The following is an 18,431-nucleotide window of genomic DNA, read 5'->3' as shown; positions in this document are numbered from 1 at the left end:
CTTCTTCGTGGCTGCGCAACGGGGTCTCCGCCTTGGTTCGGCATGACGAACGAACCGTTGCAGTAAGGGGGTTGGCTGTGCGCCGGCACCGGTACAGGGCCGGTACGCCCCTCGTCCGCGGCGGTCGGACGGACCGGAGACAATGGCCGGGACCGACTTCACTCCCCGGGGGGAACGCGTGGCAGCTCGTGAACAGCCCACTGGGGCACGGGACCTGGCGGAACTGCGGCGGCGGGCCGCCGAGGCCGCCGCCCCGCAGCGTGAGGACGGCGTGGTCGTCTGCGAGAACCTGGTGCGGATCTACCGGACCGAGGGTGTGGAGGTACAGGCGCTGCAGGGGCTCGACCTGGTGGTCGCCGAGGGCGAGATGGTCGCGGTGATCGGTGCCTCCGGGTCCGGGAAGTCCACCCTGCTGGGCATCCTGTCCGGGCAGGACGTGCCCACCGCCGGTTCCGCCGCCGTGGACGGGCACGACCTGCTGGCGATGAAGGGCCGCGACCGGCTGCGCTACCGGCGCGGGACGGTGGGCTTCGTCTGGCAGCAGACGTCGCACAACCTGCTGCCGTACCTCACGGCCGCGGAGAACGTGATGCTGCCGATGACGTACACCGGTGTCAGGGGGTCCCTGCGCCGGGCGCGCACCGAGGAGTTGCTCGGCATGCTGTCCGTCGCGCACTGCGCGGACCGCACCCCCGACATGCTCTCCGGCGGTGAGCAGCAGCGTGTCGCGATCGCCGTCGCCAACGCCAACGCGCCGCGCGTGCTGCTGGCCGACGAGCCCACCGGCGAGCTCGACACGGCCACCAGCGACGAGGTGTTCGCGGCGTTGCGCCGTGCCAACGAGGAACTCGGCGTCACGGTGGTGGTCGTCACGCACGACCCGCTGGTGTCCGAGCAGGTCCAGCGCACCGTGCTGATCCGCAACGGCCGCACCTCCACCGAGGTGCTGCGACGGGTCGCCACCGGCGAGGACGGCGTGGAGGTACTCACCGCCGAGGAGTACGCGGTCCTGGACGGCAGCGGGCGGCTGCAGTTGCCCGGCGAGTTCACCGAACGCCTGCACATGCGCAAGCGGGTGCGGTTGGCCCTGGAGACCGACCACATCGGCGTATGGCCCGACGAGGCGGCGCGGCGGGCCAGGTCCGAGGCGGAGAACGCCGAGAAGGCCGGGAGCCCCGAGGACGGCGGGAGCCCCGGCGGCGCGCGGGACGTGTCGTAGCCCGGAGGGCCGGTCAGCTCAGCCGGAGTGCGGCGCCCAGGCGGCGCCGGCGGGCGAGCACGGTCTCGGTGGCCGCGGCGGCGAGCACCAGCGCCGTCACGCCGGCGACCAGCGCGACGAGCAGCCCGTAGTCGGTACGCAGCGCGGGCTGTGCCGGGCCGCCGGTGAACTGGCGCAGGTCCAACGTCCGTGCCGTCAGCCGGGGTTCGAGCAGTCCGAGCACCGTGCCACCCACCGCGGAGGCCACCGCGAGCGGTAGCAGTTGCAGGAGGTGCAACGCCCCCGCTTCCCCGCCGCCGAGTCCCAGGGTGCGCAGGAAGGCGGTGGTGCGGCCGCGTTCGTGGGCGGCGAGGGCCAGTTCCAGGGCGAGGGCGAGTAGGCCGGACAGCGCGGCCAGGGCCGAGGCGGTGGTGTAGAGGGTGCCGAGGCCCCGGGTGAGGCCGTCGTCCTGCAGGGCGCTCAACTCCTCGGCGCGGACCCGGATCCGGGCCAGCGGCCCGAGCGCGCGGGTCGCCGCCGACCGCAGCGCGGCAGGTGTGGCGGTGGCCGGGCTGTCGCCGCGCAGGAGGAGGACGGTGCTGTCCGTGCTCTGCGGCGGCATCAGCCGGTCGGCCGTGGCGGTGGTGACCAGGAGCGGTGTCCCGGCGGGGATCCGCGCGGTGACCGGCCCGAGGAGGGGGTCGCGCAGGTCGGCTGCGGTGAGGGTGCCGACCGGGGCGAAGGTCAGGTCCACGGTGGGCTGCCCCTCGGCCCCGAGCGAGGTGGTGAAGCCGCCGGCGTGCTCACCCGCCCGCAGGCCGGGGGAGAGGAAGGACGGCAGCGGGGCGTGCGCGTCCGGGCGGCCCGCGGGTGTCGGGCCCAGCTCGGCCAGCAGGACGCGGGCCAGCGGTGACCTGGGGGCGACGGCGACGAGCCGGCCCGGGTCCACGGTGATCACGGCGGCCCGGGTGGTCAGCGCCCCGTCGGCCTGCCGGACCAGGCTGACGGTGTGCAACTGCTCGACGGCGGCCCGTATCCCGGCGGTGGACCCGGCGGGGGTGACGTGCCCGCTCGCGGTCGCGCTCGCGTCGGCGCCGGCCGCCCAGGCGGCGCCCCCGGGCAGGCCGTCGCCTATCGTGCGCTGTACGAGCCCGCCGAACACGGCCGTGCCCAGCGTCAGCACCAGGACGAACAGGGCGAGCCCGGTCGCGGGCGCGTCGTGCGCGGCGCGGGCCGCGCCGACGAAGCCAACCGTCCCCCGGCCGCGCCGGGTCCGCCGCAGCAGCAGGCGCAGCGCCGGCGGGTAGCAGCGCAGCAGCACCACCACGACGGCCAGAGCCACCAGCACCGGCACCGCCCCGAGGATCGCGTCGGGACCCTGCGAGCGGAGCGCGACCACCCCGGCCGCCGCCGCGAGCAGCACCGTCACCTCCAGGACCGCCCGCCGTAGTGCGGCCGTACGCCGGCGCGCGGGCCGCGGCCGGCCGGGTCTGCGCGGCTCACGGACCGCGAGCCAGGTCATCAGCGGCACCGTCGCCGCGACCACCGCGGCGGCGACGGCGGCGGGCAGCGGCCGCGGCGCCCCGGACGTACCGCCGGGCGCGAGGCCACGCCCCACCGCCCAGCCGGCGAGTGCGGCGACCGGGACCACCGTCCACGCCACGGCGCAGCGCACCAGCACCAGCCGCGCGGTGGACGCGCCCCGCGCGCGCTGCAGCCGCAGGTGCGCCCGCCTGCGGAGCAGCAGCAGCCGCACCGCGACGACGACAGTGGCCAGGACGACGGCGGCCAGCGCGTCCACGGCGAAGGCCGCCAGCGCCCTCGCCTGGTGGTCCTGCGCGGTGAACGAAGCCAGCAGCGGCGTCAGGGAGTCGACGACCAGCACGGACCCGGTGGCCTGGCCCGCGACGCTGCAGATGACGTCGCCGGTGACGAAGTCGGTGCCCTGCCCCTGGCACAGGTCGGCGTTCAGGGTGGCGCCGAGACCGGCCAGTGGTCCGGACAGGGCGCGGGCCTCGTCCAGTGCCGCCCCGCGCAGGTCGGCGCGCAACTGCCAGGTCACCAGGGGGCCGCGCACCCCGGCGCCGGACAGGACGTCGGCGGTGTCCCGGCCGACGAGGCCGCGGACGGAGAGGACGGTGCCGGCGGTGCGCTCGGCGGGGGCGCGGGTCGGCCGGTCGAGGCTCTCCCGTCCCGTCCAGTAGCCGCCGGCCCCGCCGGTGGGGCGGTAGATCCCGCTCACCAGCAGCGTCACGTGCGGCGGTGTGTCCTGCACGTCGGGCGTCGCGGCGAAGTCGACGGACAGCCGGCTGCCGGCACCGACGCCCAACGCGGCGGCGGTGGCCTGCGACAGGGCGACCTGGGGTACGCCGCCCTCCGGCGTGCTGTCGGCGGGCGCGCGGCCGCTGACGTAGCGCAGGTGGTCCCGCGCGGACGGCAGGTAGCTCAGAGCGAGTCGGGTGCCGGTGACGGTGTGGTCCGGCGGGTGCGGCAAGGTCAGGGCCGCCTGGCTGTAGTCGTAGCCGGCGTCGCCCTCGGGGGTCAGGTGCGCGGCGGCGGGTGCGCCGAGCCGGGCGGTGAGGGTGCGGCCGGCGCCGAGCAGCCGGCCGATGTCCACGCGGGGGCCGTTGAAGACCGCGGGGGTGGTGCTCATGGTGACCAGCGGGGTCTGCGCCTGCGCGGCCTCGACCCGCTGCCGCAGCGCCCGGTCCTCCTGCCGGCCGGCGAGGGCGGGGGCCCAGGCGCACAGCGCGGCGAGCACCAGGACGAGGACCGCGAGGCACACCAGCAGCGGCAGGTCGCCGCGGGTCTCCCTGCGGATGAGGCGCAGCGTCATCGCCGCGCCCTTGCCTGCCCGCCGCGTCACGTCGCGTCCTTCCTCCGCCGCGCGGCTCACCGGCCCTCCCCCGCGCGCAGTACGCGTACCAGGTCCACCCGGGCCAGCAGCCGGCCGAGGCCCAGCACCACCGCGCTGATCGCCGACGCCGTCGCCACCGCGGTCAGCGCGACGACGCCCCACGGGACGACGAGCGGCAGCGGCGGGTACGGGGCCTGCCCGCTGTCGTCCACGGTGACCAGCGGCAGCACCGCGGAGGCCAGCGCCGTGCCCATCAGCGCGCCCGGCACGACCGCGAACAGCGCGAGGCCCACCTGCTCGGCGCCGAGCAGCGCTGACAGGCTCCGGGAGCGGACGCCGACCGCCCGCAGCAGGGCGAACTCCCTGCGCCGCTGCCGGGCGGAGATCACCGCGTGCACGGTGAAGGCGACGACCGCGAAGCCGGGGGCCATGGAGCGGACGAGTTCCAGCACGCGGCGAAGCCCGCTGCGGAACGGGTCGTCCTGGAGGGCCGCCGCGGTGCGCGACGTCGTGGTGGCGTGGCCGAGCGCGGGCCGGGCGTCGGAGGCTGCGGCCGTACGCGTGCTGTCGGTGCTGCCGAGCCACCAGAAGGCGGGGTCCGCCTGGTCGGCGCCGGCCAGTGTGGTGGCCGAGGCGAGTGCGCGCTGGTCGGCGACCAGATGCCCCTGTCCGCGGCCGAGGCCGGGCAGCGCTTCCGCCTGGCCGACGATCTTCACGGTGATGCGCGCGCCGCCGCCCAGGCCGAGCGAAGTGGTGTCGCCCACGCCCAGGCGGGTGTCCCGCAGCATCGCGGCGTCGGCGCGTACGGGAAGCGGCTGCGGTTTCCCTGCGGGGCCCGCGACCAGCCGTGCCTCGGTGCCCGACCGGGTGTCGAAGTCGCTCGCGGGCATGCCGGCCGCGAAGTCCGCGCTCGCCCGGGAGGCCTTGAGGCCGGTGCTGATCGTGGCCCGCAGCGCGTCGGGGCCGCCGCGGGAGATCGCGCACACCCCCGGGGTGCCGGGCTGGTAGCTGTAGTCCGCCTGTCCCCGGCAGGCCGCGGCGGCGGACGCTTCCCCGTGCTCGGTGCCGTCGGCCCAGGTCTGCCCGCCGGTCGGCCCGGCCCAGCGGTCGGTGGCGCCGGGGCCGCGCGCGCCGAACCTGAGGATGCGCAGGTCGAGCCGTGCGGGCGGTTGGTCGGCCTGCGGCAGGACACTGACGGCGGTCACGGTGAGCGGGTACGTCCGCGGGTGCCCGCCGCCGTCGGCCACGCCGAGGGGGACGACGACGGTGTGCCGGGCGCCGTCGGCGGGGGGCAGGAAGGCCGACACGGTGCTGTCGAGGCCGTAGCCGTCCTGCACGGTCAGCGCGAGTTTCGGCGCCGTGTGGCTGCCGTCGCTGCGCAGCTGCTCGTCCAGCAGCAGCGCGGTGGGCCGCCCCGGCAGGGGTATCCCGTGGACGGGGGGTGCCGGGGTGCGCGGGGCGGGGCCGCCGATCGTGCCGACCAGGTTCTCGGTGACGCCGCCGGGGAGGTCCGCCATCGCCTGCGTCACCGGCGCCACCGAGGTGACCGCGGGGAGCGCCCGGTAGGCGGACCCGAGCACCGCCGACGGGTAGCCGTCGGCCGTGGAGGGCTGGACGCGTACGTCCGCGCCGACGGTGAACGCGGCCTGCTCCGACGCCAGGCCGCCGAGGCACGCCAGCGCGGTGGTGGCGAAGGCGCTCACCGACATGGCCAGGCACATCAGCGCCACGGGCCCGGCGTTGCGCGCGGCCCTGCGGCCGAGGTGCCACCCGGCGAGCGTGAGGACCAGGCCCCGGCTGCGGCGGCCCACGACGTCCAGCAGCAGCGAGGTCAGGGGCAGCAGCCGCAGCAGCAGGAGTGCGGCGGCGACGGCCACCAGCGACGGCACCAGCACCAGCACCGGGTCGGCGGCAGCGCTGCCGCTGCCCGCGCCGGCGAGCAGCGAGTGGTGCCGGCGCAGCTCCAGGTAGCCCGCGACGGCGACGGCCAGCAGCGCCAGGTCGGCGCCCATGCGCTGGACGGCGGCGGCGCGCGCCCCGCGGGGCGGCCGCGCGGACGGCGACGGCAGTACGGGCAGCAGCACCGCGGCGGCGTGCACCAGCAGTGTCAGGCCCACCGCGGCCCAGGAGCCGGTGCCCCGGCCGCCGGGGTGCAGCAGCCCGGCGAGGAAGACCGCGGCCACCGCGGCGGGTATGCCGGTGAGCGCCCACTCGCCGCCCGCGGCCCGCAGCAGCCGCGCGGTGCTCGCGCCCCTGCCCCGCTGGAGCGCCAGCTCCCCGCGCCTGCGTACCGTCAACTGCCGGGCGGCCAGCACCAGGGTGGCCAGCGCGAGGACGGCGAGCATCACGCTCGGCAGGTACAGCGAGGACCGGGCGGCCACCATCGGCACGGACAGCGTGTCGATGGTGCCCGGGAGGCCGGAGGTCACGGTCACGTCGTCCAGGGACGGCTCCCGCCCGCCGAAAACCGACACACCGGTCCTGCTTCCGGACAGCGCACGCACCCGGTCGCGGAGCCCGGGCAGGCTGTCCGCGTCGAGCCGGGAGAAGTCGGGCTGCACGCTCCAGTGGGCCGTCAGGTGCCCGTTGAGTGCCGCGCTGCCGTTGAGCGCCGAGGGCGGGACCACCAGCAGGTCCTGGACGGCGGTCTGCTGCTGGGTCAGGTCGCCGGCCATCGCGGGCCAGAACCCGACCGCGCCCGACGGCCGGAAGACGCCGGTGACGCGGAGGGTCATGACCCGCTGGAAGGCGTCCTGCACCCGCAGGGCCGAGCCGGGCCGCAGGCCGAGCAGCCGGGCCAGCGTGTCGGGCACCGCCACATCGACGGGGGCGGTGGACCCGGTGCCGACCCGGACGGTGGGCAGCGAGGTGAAGGCGCCGTCAGGGGCGTCGGCCGTGCCGGCGGGCCACTGCCCGGCGACCAACTGCCCGAAGGCGCCCGCGCCCTGCACGGCCACGGGGTGCAGGCTCGTGCCGCCGGGCCCCTGCGTCGGGCCCTTGGCGCCCTCGACGCCGGTGACGGAGACCGGTGACGTGCCCAGCAGTCCCACGTACGTGTGCTGCGGCACCCCGCCGAAGGCCCGCGCGGCGGCGGCGCGTACGCCCCGGTCGGCGGCAGCCATCCCGTCGGCCTCGAAGGACGCGTTGACGGTCACCTGCGCGTCGGTGTCGGCGGCCAGCCTGCGTACGGCGCCGGCCTGCACGGAGCTGCCGGCCTGGGCGGTGAGCGCGGCGAGGGCCGTCGCGCAGAGCAGAACCGTTACGGCGACGGCGGCCAGGACCAGGCCGTGCTGTGCGGCCCGCCGGGCGCTCGCGGGAATCCGCCGGGCTCGGCGCTGAGTGCCCTGTTGCCGCGGCGGCGACGTGGCAAGGCCGGGGGCGACCACATGAACTCCCCTGCCTCGAACATGTGACGGTGGCGACGCGCCCAAGATTTATCACAGGGGCGCCCCGGCCGGGCAGGGCGGGGCGGTCGTCTGCGGCCACGGCCACGGGCCCGGCCGGGCGGCGTCGTCATCCGGGCGGTTTCCGCTGTCCCGCGGCCGGCGCCGCTGTCTCCTGTGCGGAAGCTGCCGCTGCCGGAGGAGCGCTCGCGCTGCCGGGAAGCCGGATCCCCCGTCACCGGGGGCTCCGCCGCCGCGGGGTTGCCGAGGCGGCCGGCGGTGTGCCGGGCGAGGCGGGCAGACGCGGTGGGAGCGGGTGGGATCGCCGGCCGCCTCCTGATCAACTACCGGTGACGCGGCACCGTGGGGTGCGGCACCCGGAAGTCCGGGCGGGAGCCGCACCCCGCGGGCGTCACACCGAGGGCGTCAGGAGGTGGTGAAGCCGGTGAAGTCGTCCTCACTCAGGTAGCCCGCGTTGTGGGAGGAGGCGAAGAGGCCGACGTCCTGCGTGGCCGCCGCGGACGGCAGGTCGACGCTGCTCAGCTGGGTCCAGGTGGTGCCGTCGGTGGAGTAGTAGCCGGTGTAGGTGGTGCCGGAGCGCACCAGCCGGAGCAGGCTGGGCAGGACGGGGGTGCCGACACCGGAGCCGTTGGCGGCGGTGCCGGCGTCGAGCCGGCCGTCACCGTTGGCGTCCCACTGCATGAAGTAGCCCTTCTTGGCGCTCACTCCGACGGTGACGAAGCCGGGCGAGGTGCCCGCGGCGGTGATGTCGTTGCGCACCATGATCCCGGTCTTGACGCCGGAGTTCTGGTACTTCTGTCCGGTGACGCGGACCGTGGTGACGGAGCCGTCGTGTCCCGCACCGGGGACGTAGAGCGCCCCGTACTCGTTCTTCGAGCCGTAGACGTCGGCGCCCGCGGCGCGGATGCCGAGGGAGTCACCGACCTGCGAGAAGCCCGCGGGCTCCGGTGTGGAGGCGAAGGTGCTGAACGGGGCCTGGACCGGCCGGCCGAGGGTGACGGAGGCGTGGCCGGCGGTCGGGGCGGACCTGGGGCCGTTGCCGTCCTTCCAGCCGAAGCCCGCGGTGGCGTCGAGCCGTGCCGTGGGGAACAGCTCGGTGATGGACGACGGTGCCGTGACGCGGTAGGTGGCGCGGACGGTCGCGCCGGGCGCGACGGAGGCGAAGGCGGTGGGCGACGTGGGCGTGGCGGTCCAGCCGTGCGGGGCCGGCAGGTCCACCCGGACGTCGGTCGCCTCGGTGGTGCCCCAGTTGGTGAAGTCCGCCGTGACGTCGGCCTGCTGACCGGCGGCCATCGTGGCGGGGGCGGTCACGGTCAGGCCGGTCTGCGGGCCGGCCGCGGCGCCGCCGGGACCCCACGGGCGCACCCGCAGCAGGGCCACGCCGTGCGCGGGGACGGAGGCGGAGACGGCGTCACCCGAGGAACGGGTGATCTCGTGCGTCCACAGGTTGTCCAGACGGTACGAGGAGGACGCGGCCAGACCGGCCGCTTCCGGGGCGACGGAGACGGTCTGCGCGGCGGACCCGGTGTTGAACAGGCCGATGACCACGTCGCCGTTCGGCTCGGTCTTGGCGAAGACCTGCGAGGTCGAGCCCTTGCTCACCCGCGAGGCGTTGACCGCGTCCTGGTCGACGGCGACCACGTCGCGGTTCGCGAGCAGCTGGAGGTCGTCCGGGTCGAGCCTGGTCAGGTCCGTGCCGAGGAGCAGCGGCGAGGCGGCGAGCGACCACAGGCTCAGCTGGGTCTGCCGCTCGTCGGGGGTCAGCCCGCCGTCGCTGCCGTTGCCGACCTCGATCGAGTCGTAGTCGTTGAACGCGCCGGAGCCGCCGTACGGCTGCCAGGTCGCGACCTGGTCGAACCGGGCCGACATCTTCTGCCAGCTGGTCAGCGGCGTGCTTGATCCGTTGACGCCGCAGTAGCACTCGATGTCGCCGCCGGTGCGCCAGCCGTTGCTCGTGGCCTGCCAGGTGGCGGTGTCGGCGATGCTGAGCGAGTTGGACAGCTCCAGGTGCATCGGGCGGCCGGTGGCGGTGATGGCCTGGTGCCACGCCTGCATGTCGGGGCGGTTGTCGGCGGGTACGACACCGCCGCCGGGGCCGACGAAGTCCATCTTGATGTAGTCGACGCCCCATGAGGCGAACAGGTCGGCGTAGCTCTGCACGTACTCCTGCGCACCGGGCTTGCTGAAGTCGATGTGGTACGAGTCGTTGTTGGTGTTGCCGGGCTGCGTCGGGTCCGCGATGTCCTGCATGTGGTACGGGGTCCCGTAGATCGGCAGGTTCTCCTGGTACGCCTTGATCGGCACGCCGGGCGTCAGGTAGATGCCGAACTTCAGCCCCAGGCCGTGCAGATACGCGGCGAGCGCGGGGATGCCGTCGGGGAAGCGCGTGGTGTTCCATGCGTCGCGTCCGTAGGCGTCCAGGTGGTCGGACCACCCGGCGTCGATGTTGATGTACTGGTAGCCGTACTTCTGCAGCTTGTCGTGCATGACCCGTGCCTGGGCCTTGATCCCGTCCTGGGTCAGGCTGCCGCCTTCGCGCAGCGCGCTCCAACTGCTCCAGCCCATGGGCGGCGTGGGCGAGCCGGCAGCGGCGGCGTCCGCTGCGGCCTGGGGCGCGGGCGCGGCCTGCGCGGGCGAGAACGCCGCGGCCAGACCGAGGGTGAGCACTGCCGGCAGCAGATATCTGGTGAACTTCGGGCGCATCGCGCGGCTCCTCAACGGGATCTACGGCAGAAGCACGGTGTGCCTGCCGATCAACCGCCCCCGTTTTACGCACGATCCACCACCGAGTCAACACACTCATCCGATGAATCAACAAAATCCATCAGCTGTCATGGGTGTATGTCGTGACAAGAGCACCTGGTCGGGCATGAAGCGCCCATACACACAGAACGCCCGATCTATAGGGGGCAATAGGCCAACCGCATGTGCATATTTGATCGATAGTGGTTGACCCATCCGATGTCTACTGCTTCCCTGTTCCGGTCCCGGTACAGCGTCGAGTGGAGCACCTCGGATGTCTCATGGTGATCGAAGAACCCGCCGGTCGGTTTCGGTGATGCTGCTCGCCTACGTCATGGGCGTGGCGCTGATCGGGCAGGCCCCGGCGGCGAGCGCGTCCACGACGGCGACCACGGCGTGGCACGACGGGTCGTTCCACGTCGACGTCCCCGGTGTGGTCCACAGCTCCGACGTGGTCCTCGGCCGGCCCAACACCGCCTCCGCACAGGCCATGCCGCTGGGCAACGGCAGCCTCGGCGTCGGCGTGTGGGACGAGAACGGCCTGACCGTGCAGCTGAACAGGGCCGACACCCTGCCGGACCGGCTGTCACCCGGCCAGCTCGTCGTACCGGGGCTGGCGAAGCTGACGAGCGCCCCCGACTACAAGGGCCGACTCGACCTGTACGACGGCACGTTCACCCAGTCCGGCGGCGGTATGACGGCCACCACCTACGTACGCTCCGACACCGACCAGCTCGTCGTCGACGTGACCGGAGCCGACCCGGCGGCCGTGCAGACGGCGCGGCTGCACCTGTGGCAGCCGCGTACGCCGACCGCGTCGGCGAGCTCCACGGCCGGCACGCTCGCGCAGACCTGGAAGGACGACACCCAACCGGGCGGCGGCGGGGAGACGTTCGGCGCGCTCGCCGCCGTCACCGCGACCGGCCGTGACGTGCACGCCGGCGTCGTCGACCCGCTGACGGTGCAGGTGAGCGTCAAGCCCAGGCCGAACGGCTCGTTCCGCATCGCCGTTGCCTCGCCACGGTGGACCGGCGGTGACCCCTCCGCCACCGCCGAGCGGCTGCTGGCGGGCAGTGCCGCCGCGTCGGTGCCCGGCAGGACCGCGGCCTGGTGGCACCACTACTGGAGCAGCGTCGGGCTGATGAACCTGTCCTCGCCCGACGGCTCGGCCCAGTACCTGGCGAACCTGCGCACGATCAGCCTGTTCGCAGCGGCGGCGGAGCGCGGCACCGTGCGCCCCGGCTCGCAGGCAGGCGTCGCCGACCTGTTCGACTCGGCCGGCGACACGCACTCCTGGGACCCGGCGTCGTACTGGGGCTGGAACCTGCGGATGCTGGTCACGGCGAACCTGGGCGCCGGCGCGTACGCCAACAACGACGCGTACTTCGCCCTCTACCGCGACGCCCTGCCGAACACCCTTGCCTGGACGGCGAGCCAGTTCCCCGGCTCGGCCGGCGCGTGCACGCCGGAGACCATGCGGTTCAACGGTGTCGGCGTCCAGGTGCACCTCGCCAACGGCCAGTGGGGTGCCAACCCGTACCTGAACTGCAGCTCGCAGGGCCCGGCCAACTACAACGTCAGGACGCTGAGCACGGGCGCGGAGGTCTCGCTGTTCGCCTGGCAGACCTACCAGGCCACGGACGACCTGGACTTCCTGCGGCAGAACTACCCGCTGATGGCCGGCTGGGCCCGGTTCATGCTGTCGTACGCCGAGGTGGGCGCGGACGGCCGGCTGCACACCAGCCCGTCCAACGCGCACGAGACGCAGTGGGACGTCAGTGACCCGACAACCGACATCGCCGCCATGACCGCGGTCTTCCCCGAGGTGATCCAGGCCGCGCAACTGCTGCACCGCGACCAGGACCTGGTGGCGGAGCTGACCGCCGCACTGCCGAAGGTCCTGCCCTACCCGCGCACGGACGCGGCGACCATGACGCAGCAGCTCGACCCGTCCGCCGACGCCACCGCGCAGGACGTGATCGGCCAGTCGTACCAGCAGGCCGTGAAGACCCACAACCAGGAGAACCTCGGCCTCGAACCGGTCTGGCCCTACGGGCTGATCGGCGACAGCGGCCCGCTGTCCGACCTGGCCGCGCGCACCTTCACCGACCGCCCCTACGTGGAGCACAACGACTGGAGCTTCGACCCGATCGAGGCGGCGCGGCTCGGCCTGGGCGACGACATGGCGAAGGAACTGGTCGACCTCACCGAGGCCTACCAGAAGCGCCCCTCGGGCCTGGCGTCCTTCGGCGCCACCTACCAGGAGCCGTACGCCGAGCAGGGCGCGGTCGTGGCAACGGCGCTGCAGGACGCGCTCGTCCAGGACTACGACGGGCTGCTGCGCATCGCACCCGCGGCGCCCACCGGCTGGAACGCGGACGCCACCGTGTTCATCCAGCACAGGAGCAGGGTCGACGTGCAGTTGCGCGACGGCGCGCCGGTGACGGTCGCGATCGAGGCCGGCGCGAACGTCGCCCAGCAGGTGCGGAACCCCTGGCCGGGCCAGCGGGTCAAGGTCGTCGCGGACGGCCGCACGGTGGTCGGCCCGACCTCGGCGTCCCGGTTCACCGTGCCGCTGCGCGCCGGCCACTCGTACCTCGTCGAGCGGGACGGCGCCCCGAAGCTGCCGTTCGCACCGGTCAGCGGTTCCCCCGCGACATCGGCACGCACGCTCGGCCCGGTCGAGATCGGCCTGCCCGACCTGGACTGAGGCAGGACCGCCCCACGCCTGAACGCGCGGCCCGCGCCGGCCGGACGGCCCCGGCACCGCAGGCCGCGCCTCGACCGTACGGCCGTGCCCGCGCAAAGGGCCGACCGCCGGCCGTGCCGTCGGGAGCGTGCGGCGCTGTCGGGACTGCCCGACGGCGCCGCACACCACGCAGCGCGGCCCCGCCCCCCGATCCGGCCCCGCTCCCCGATCCGGCCCTGCCCGAGCCGACCGGCACCAGCGACGCCCCCCGTGGCCGGAACCCTGTCCGGGCGTGCTGCTGGACGACCTCGTCGACCAGGCACCCGGTCCGGAGGCCCGCTACGAGACCACCGGGGCCATCTCGCTCGCCTTCATCACAGCCCTGCAACTGCTGCCGCCGCGGCAGCGCGCCGCACTCGTGCTGCGCGACGTACTCGGCTACCGCGCGTGCGAGGTGGCCACGATGCTCGACGCATCCCGGGAATCGGTACAGAGCGCCCTCGAACGGGCGCGGGCCACCATCGACAACCACCTGGCGGACGCAGGGCGCGGCAGTCCCGCCGGCCGGCCGGACAGCGCGGCCGTACACCAACTCGTGGCCCGGCTGACCGACGCGCTCGAACGGGCCGACCTCGACGCGCCGGTAGGGATGTTCGTCGCGGACGTCCGATTCTCCGTGCCGCCTGCCCTGCCGGAATACCGGGGATTCGATGTGGCACGTCGCATCCTCATGACCGTCACCTTCCGGCCCGACCGGTCGTACCGCATGGTGCGGACCCGCGCGAGCGGCCGGCCCGCGTTCGGTATGTACACGGCCGACCAGCACGCGGGTCTCCACCGGGGGTACACCCTGCTCGTCATCACGGTCGCCGGCGACCGCATCGGCGCGATCACCGGCTTTGACGCGAGCGTGATGCCACGGTTCTGGCTGCCTCGGACGCTTCCCGGAGCGGACTGAACTCACCGGCCGGAGGGGCGAGAAGCCCGGCCTGACCCGGTGCGGTCCCGAACGCGCGCCCGCGCCACGGCCCGCCGCCGGGTCACGCGGTGACGTCGCGCGCGCCGGGGCACATCAGAGTCTCCACCAGAACCGGAACAATTCACTGTCGTCCGGCCGAGTGACGCGTGCCAGCTGAAACAATCAGCTGATCGAACTTCACCACCGAAATGCGACCCCCCCCTGTGGCTCGCTCGCGACGGCGTCAGTAAACGAGGCTGAACCACCTTTGGTGGTCGTTGTATTCGAACGTGCAAGGGGCGTTGCGCAAGCCGTACGTCGGGCTGTCGTCCAGGCACAGGCTCAGCTCTTCGCTCTCGATCTGGTAGCCCGGGTGAATGTCCGCATTCGTGACCTCGCGGAGGTAGTAGAACAACTGGTGCGGGTTGCCCTCGTCGCATGAGATTGCGCGCAGCCCGTAGGTCACGCTGTCGTCGAGGCACCGGTGGGTATAGCCGTTCTTCGTTATGAACTTGCCGGCGAAATCCTCGTACGTCCACTGCTGGTGCGTGTTTCCGTCGACGCAGGGAATCGCACGCATGCCGTAGGTTTCGCTGTCGTCCAAGCAGTTGTGCGTGTTGAAGTTTTGGATCATCGTGCCCGCCACGCCGGCGGGCGTGACAACGTGGTCCGCCGCATTGGCCGTGCCGCTGCCTGCGAGACCGATGGCGCCGAGGGCGAGAATCGCCAATCCTGCTCGCATCGCCCTGCCCTTAAGGAAGCTCTTCACGTGAATTCCCCTCCCTCTGGGGACACTTTGCCCCGCCCTTGGATCCTCCCAGGAGGACGTGCCGGAATGGGTGGTTCTATTATGTCGCTTGGTTCCGTATCGATAACTGATCGGTTATGGATGGGAGTCGGCGTTTCGGTGGGCCTGAGGTGGGCGGGTGCTGACCGGAATTTCCCTCAATGCTGCGTCTGGTGCAAAAGTGATAAATGTAGGCCGCTGCTGAACTTGATTGGGCGATGTCGGAGCCGTTCGCCCGACGGTTGGGCGGCGGGACCAGCTGGTGCCACGATCCAGGTGCGGCTGGATCCCGGTGGACGGCGTGCGGGGCGGCAGTGACCGCCAGGTCGTTGAGTGCTGCGGCTCACCCGGTGGTGCCGGCGCGGGTGGGCCAGGTCGGCAGCAGGCGGCGTTGTCGACCGCCCCGGGCCGCCGGCCACCTGCCTGGAACCGCAACGACCGCAAGGCGTGGGAGGAGTCCGGCGCCCAAGCCGCCGTCGGCAGGACCGCCACGACCGCCGACGGCGGCCGCCCGGGCGCGGGGGTGGTCGTCCCGCACCGCCGCGAGTGCGGCCGGGGCGAACCGACGGCCCGGAAAGAGGAACGCGACAAGTCCCACAGGCAGGTCTCGCCCGCGTCGAGCACGTCTCGCCCGACCCCTGCTTGTATGCGCTTACATGAAGTCCTAGACTCGCACGACGTCAAAGGGGCACCCCGAGGCGCGGCGACCGGTCCGGCCGCCGCCCGCGGGACCACAGGAGGACACAGCACACCGTGAGCGCACACCGAAACCCGCCGTCCTGGCTCTCGGAGGCGGTGCTGTACCAGATCTACCCGGCGACCTTCGCCGACTCGGACGGCGACGGCATCGGGGACCTCCGGGGCGTCACACAGCGTCTCGACCACCTGTCCTGGCTCGGCGTGGACACGCTCTGGCTCAGCCCCTGCTTCGACTCGACCTTCGGCGACGGCGGCTACGACGTCACCGACTATCTGACCGTCGCCCCCCGCTACGGGACGAACGAGGACGCCGACGCCCTCATCGAGGCCGCCCGCGCCCGCGGTATGCGCGTCATGTTCGACCTCGTGCCCGGGCACACCTCGCACCGGCACCCCTGGTTCCTCGAAGCGGTCCGGAACCCCGACGACCACCGCTACATCTGGTCCGACCGCATCGCCTCCCCGGTGCGCGGCTGGATTCCCAACCACGCCGCCCGCGGCGGCTACTACCTGGCCAACTTCTATCCGATCCAGCCCGCCCTCAACTTCGGCTACGCGCGGACGGACCCCGCCGAGCCCTGGCGGCAGCCGGTGACGGCGCCGGGACCGCAGGCCAACCGGGCCGCGCTACGGGAGATCATGGGCCACTGGTTCGACCGGGGCGTCTCGGGCTTCCGCGTCGACATGGCCGCCTCGCTGGTCAAGGACGATCCGGGCCTGGTCGAGACCGGCAGGCTGTGGGGCGAGATGCGGGACTGGATCGACACCGCCTACCCCGGCCGCATCCTGCTGTCCGAGTGGGGGGACCCCGGGACCGCCGTGCCGGCCGGCTTCCACGCGGACTTCTTCCTGCACTTCACGGGGCCCGCGCTGCGCTCCCTGTGGGACAACGGCACCGGCAGCCAGGGCGCGTGGGCGGACGGCGCTCCTTGCTACTTCGACCCCGAGGGCCGCGGCTCGATGGCCACCTTTGTCGACGCCTGGCAGGAGGCCGACGCCGCGATCGACGGCGCGGGCCACGTCGCGCTCCCCACCGCCAACCACGACTTCTCCCGGCTGACCTGCGGCCCCCGTACCCGCGACATGGTCGCCCCCGCCTTCGCCTTCCAGCTCACCTGGCCCTCGGTGCCCGTCATCTACTACGGCGACGAGATCGGCATGCGGTACGTGCCGGGGCTGCCGGACAAGGAGGGCAGCCAGCTCGACTCCGAGGCGCGCCAGGGCTCCCGTACGCCCATGCAGTGGGACGACTCCGCCAACGCGGGCTTCTCCACCGCGCCGCCCGACCAGTGCTACCTTCCCGTGGACCCGGCCCCCGACCGCCCCACGGTGGCCGCCGCCCGGGCCGACGAGGCCTCCCTCCTCCACCACGTCCGCCGTCTCATCGCCCTCCGCCGTTCCACCCCCGCCCTCGGCGCCACCGCCCCGGTCCGCGTCCTCCACCGCGACTACCCCTTCGTCTACCTCAGGGGCGACCGCCACCTCGTGGTCGTCAACGGCCGAGCCACGCCCGCGACGGCTCCCTTCCCCCCGACCGGCGCCTCGCCCCTCGCCGTCCACGGCGTGGAGCTGACCCCGGCGGGCATCGCGGCGGCCCCCTTCTCCTACGGCGTGTTCGAACTCCCCGAGGCAACGGCCGGCGTGCTCTGAGCGGCTGCGTCCCGCGGGGCGCAGCCGGACCGGACGGTCCCATCCGCGCCGCGGGGCGGCTCGGGCTCGGGGCAGCCGCAGCTCGCGCGCAGGACCAGGGTGACCGGCAGCACGAGGGAGTGCGGGTCGCGCTGCGGGGCGGCGACACGGTCGACCAGGAGCGCCACGGCCTCCTCGCCGATGCGCCTGCTGGGCTGCCGCACGGTGGTCAGCGGCGGCTGGGCCATCGCCCCGAGGGGGATGCCGTCGAAGCCGGTCACCGCGACGTCCTGCGGGACTCGCACGCCGTGCGCCGCCAGCTCCTCCAGCGCACCCACCGCCATCTGGTCGTTGGCCAGCAGCAGTCCGCCGGGCAGGCCGGCGGTGCCGTGCGGGCCGTCGATGAGCGCGCGGGCCGCCTCCCGGCCGGCGGTCCTGGTGAGCGCGCCGCGCAGCGCGGGTTCCGCCGGGACGGGCAGGCCCGCCTCCCGGCACGCGTCCTGGTAGCCGAGGAAGCGCTCCTCCGCGTCGGGGGAGTCCGGCGGACCGCCGACGAAGGTCAGCTCGGTCAGCCCGTGGTGCCTGATCAGATGGCGTGTCAGCTCCCGCTGCCCGCTGCGGTTGTCGACCTGCACGTTGTCCAGGTGCGCCAGCTCCGGCGGCCCGGCGAGCGTGACCACCGGCATCCGGCGCGAGACCGTCTCCAGGTCCTTGGCGTCGACCGTGCGGGACATCACGGCGAAGCCGTCCACGTGCCCGGCCAGGGTGGCCACCAGGTTCGTCGGCCCGTCGCGCAGGGAGGCGGCGACCAGCAGGGCGTAGCCGCGGTTGCGGGCGGCGCGCTCCATGCCGCGGATGATGTGGTCGGCGTACAGCGTCGCCGCGTTCTCGTCGCCGTCCCCCGGGGTGTCCGTCTCCGGGTCGGTGCAGTCGGGGAAGCACAGGCCGAGGATGCCGGTGCTCTTGCTGGCCAGCCCGCGGGCGGCGCCGCTGGGGACGTAGCCCAGCTCCCGGGCGGCGGCGAGCACCTTCTCGCGGGTGGGGGCGCGTACGGCGTCGGGGGAGCGGTAGACGCGGGAAACTGTGGCGATGGACACGCCGGCGTGCTCGGCCACGTCGTAGACCGTCGGCACCCCGGTCCCCGTCCCGGGTTCCGGCTGCTTCCGCCCTGCTGTGACCACCTGATGCTCCTCCGCTTCCCTGTAAGCGCGTACACGCTGGGGCACACCGTATCTTTTCGCGCGGCGGCCCCGCCTCCGCCGCCCGCACGGCGGGCGCCCGTACCGGCCGCGGCCGCGGCGTGGCGCGTTCGTGCGCCCTGGCCCCGGACGCCTGATCCGCCGCCGCCCCCGTCGGCGCCGGGCGCCGCACGCCAGGCACCGCGGGTCCTGTCCCGAGAGCGGAACCCGGGGGCCGGGCGGCGAGCGTGAGGGTGAAGCCGAGGTGCCAGGGCTCCGGGGATGACGGC

9 protein-coding genes and 1 pseudogene are annotated in these 18,431 nt (G+C 74.0%); 5 read left to right on the top strand and 5 right to left on the bottom strand.

Features of this window, described 5'->3' with window-relative positions:
* Positions 1–214: 214 nt before the first annotated feature.
* Positions 215–1,219: an ABC transporter ATP-binding protein gene (locus IH54_RS0117950; protein ID WP_052397584.1), complete on the top strand. Its 1,005-nt coding sequence runs from the start codon at positions 215–217 to the stop codon at positions 1,217–1,219.
* Between the two features lie 13 nt (positions 1,220–1,232).
* On the opposite strand, the gene IH54_RS0117945 is transcribed toward IH54_RS0117950, so the two are convergent.
* The 3 genes from IH54_RS0117945 to IH54_RS41725 form a co-directional block, all read right to left on the bottom strand.
* The gene (locus IH54_RS0117945; protein WP_234343587.1) at positions 1,233–4,064 is read right to left on the bottom strand and encodes a hypothetical protein; all 2,832 of its coding nucleotides are present in this window, start codon (positions 4,062–4,064) and stop codon (positions 1,233–1,235) included.
* 26 nt (positions 4,065–4,090) lie between these two features.
* Positions 4,091–7,441 carry an ABC transporter permease gene (locus IH54_RS0117940; protein ID WP_234343585.1) on the bottom strand — a complete coding sequence of 1,117 codons (3,351 nt, stop codon included), beginning with the start codon at positions 7,439–7,441 and terminating at the stop codon, positions 4,091–4,093.
* A 423-nt stretch (positions 7,442–7,864) separates the two neighbouring features.
* Entirely contained in the window at positions 7,865–10,162 is a 2,298-nt protein-coding gene (locus IH54_RS41725) for an NEW3 domain-containing protein (RefSeq protein ID WP_052397577.1), read from the bottom strand.
* Positions 10,163–10,517: 355 nt separating this feature from the next.
* Here IH54_RS41725 and IH54_RS0117930 point away from each other — a divergent pair, with 355 nt between their 5' ends.
* Both IH54_RS0117930 and IH54_RS39895 read left to right on the top strand, forming a co-directional pair.
* Complete coding sequence (locus tag IH54_RS0117930; RefSeq protein ID WP_043181387.1) at positions 10,518–12,911, top strand: glycosyl hydrolase family 95 catalytic domain-containing protein; 2,394 nt, start codon at positions 10,518–10,520, stop codon at positions 12,909–12,911.
* A 271-nt stretch (positions 12,912–13,182) separates the two neighbouring features.
* On the top strand, positions 13,183–13,848 hold the full coding sequence (locus IH54_RS39895) for a sigma factor-like helix-turn-helix DNA-binding protein (RefSeq protein WP_052397576.1): 666 nt from the start codon (positions 13,183–13,185) through the stop codon (positions 13,846–13,848).
* Between the two features lie 244 nt (positions 13,849–14,092).
* Here IH54_RS39895 and IH54_RS0117920 read toward each other — a convergent pair whose 3' ends face one another.
* Entirely contained in the window at positions 14,093–14,617 is a 525-nt protein-coding gene (locus IH54_RS0117920; RefSeq protein WP_031517917.1) for an RICIN domain-containing protein, read from the bottom strand.
* Between the two features lie 430 nt (positions 14,618–15,047).
* Between IH54_RS0117920 and IH54_RS46940 the strand changes: the two are divergent.
* Together IH54_RS46940 and IH54_RS0117915 are read left to right on the top strand one after the other, a co-directional pair.
* A pseudogene (locus IH54_RS46940) lies at positions 15,048–15,262 on the top strand (IS5/IS1182 family transposase); the annotation flags it as partial.
* 126 nt (positions 15,263–15,388) lie between these two features.
* A complete protein-coding gene (locus IH54_RS0117915; RefSeq protein ID WP_031517915.1) occupies positions 15,389–16,984 on the top strand; it encodes an alpha-amylase family glycosyl hydrolase in 1,596 nt (531 codons plus the stop codon).
* Here the strand turns inward: IH54_RS0117915 and IH54_RS0117910 are convergent.
* Entirely contained in the window at positions 16,939–18,144 is a 1,206-nt protein-coding gene (locus IH54_RS0117910) for a LacI family DNA-binding transcriptional regulator (RefSeq protein ID WP_063762322.1), read from the bottom strand. The genes IH54_RS0117915 and IH54_RS0117910 overlap by 46 nt on opposite strands.
* Positions 18,145–18,431: the final 287 nt, after the last annotated feature.

Origin of the sequence: Streptomyces sp. NRRL F-5123 (assembly GCF_000721495.1) — a bacterium.
Taxonomy (GTDB): domain Bacteria; phylum Actinomycetota; class Actinomycetes; order Streptomycetales; family Streptomycetaceae; genus Actinacidiphila.
The sequence above is the reverse complement of the archived record's forward strand: the minus strand, read 5'-3'. Positions and strand labels throughout refer to the sequence as shown.

Coding starts and splice junctions, on each gene's coding strand:
- IH54_RS41725 (WP_052397577.1), bottom strand. CDS start 10,162: ATGCGCCCGAAGTTCACCAGATATCTGCTGCCGGCAGTGCTCACCCTC.
- IH54_RS0117930 (WP_043181387.1), top strand. CDS start 10,518: ATGCTGCTCGCCTACGTCATGGGCGTGGCGCTGATCGGGCAGGCCCCG.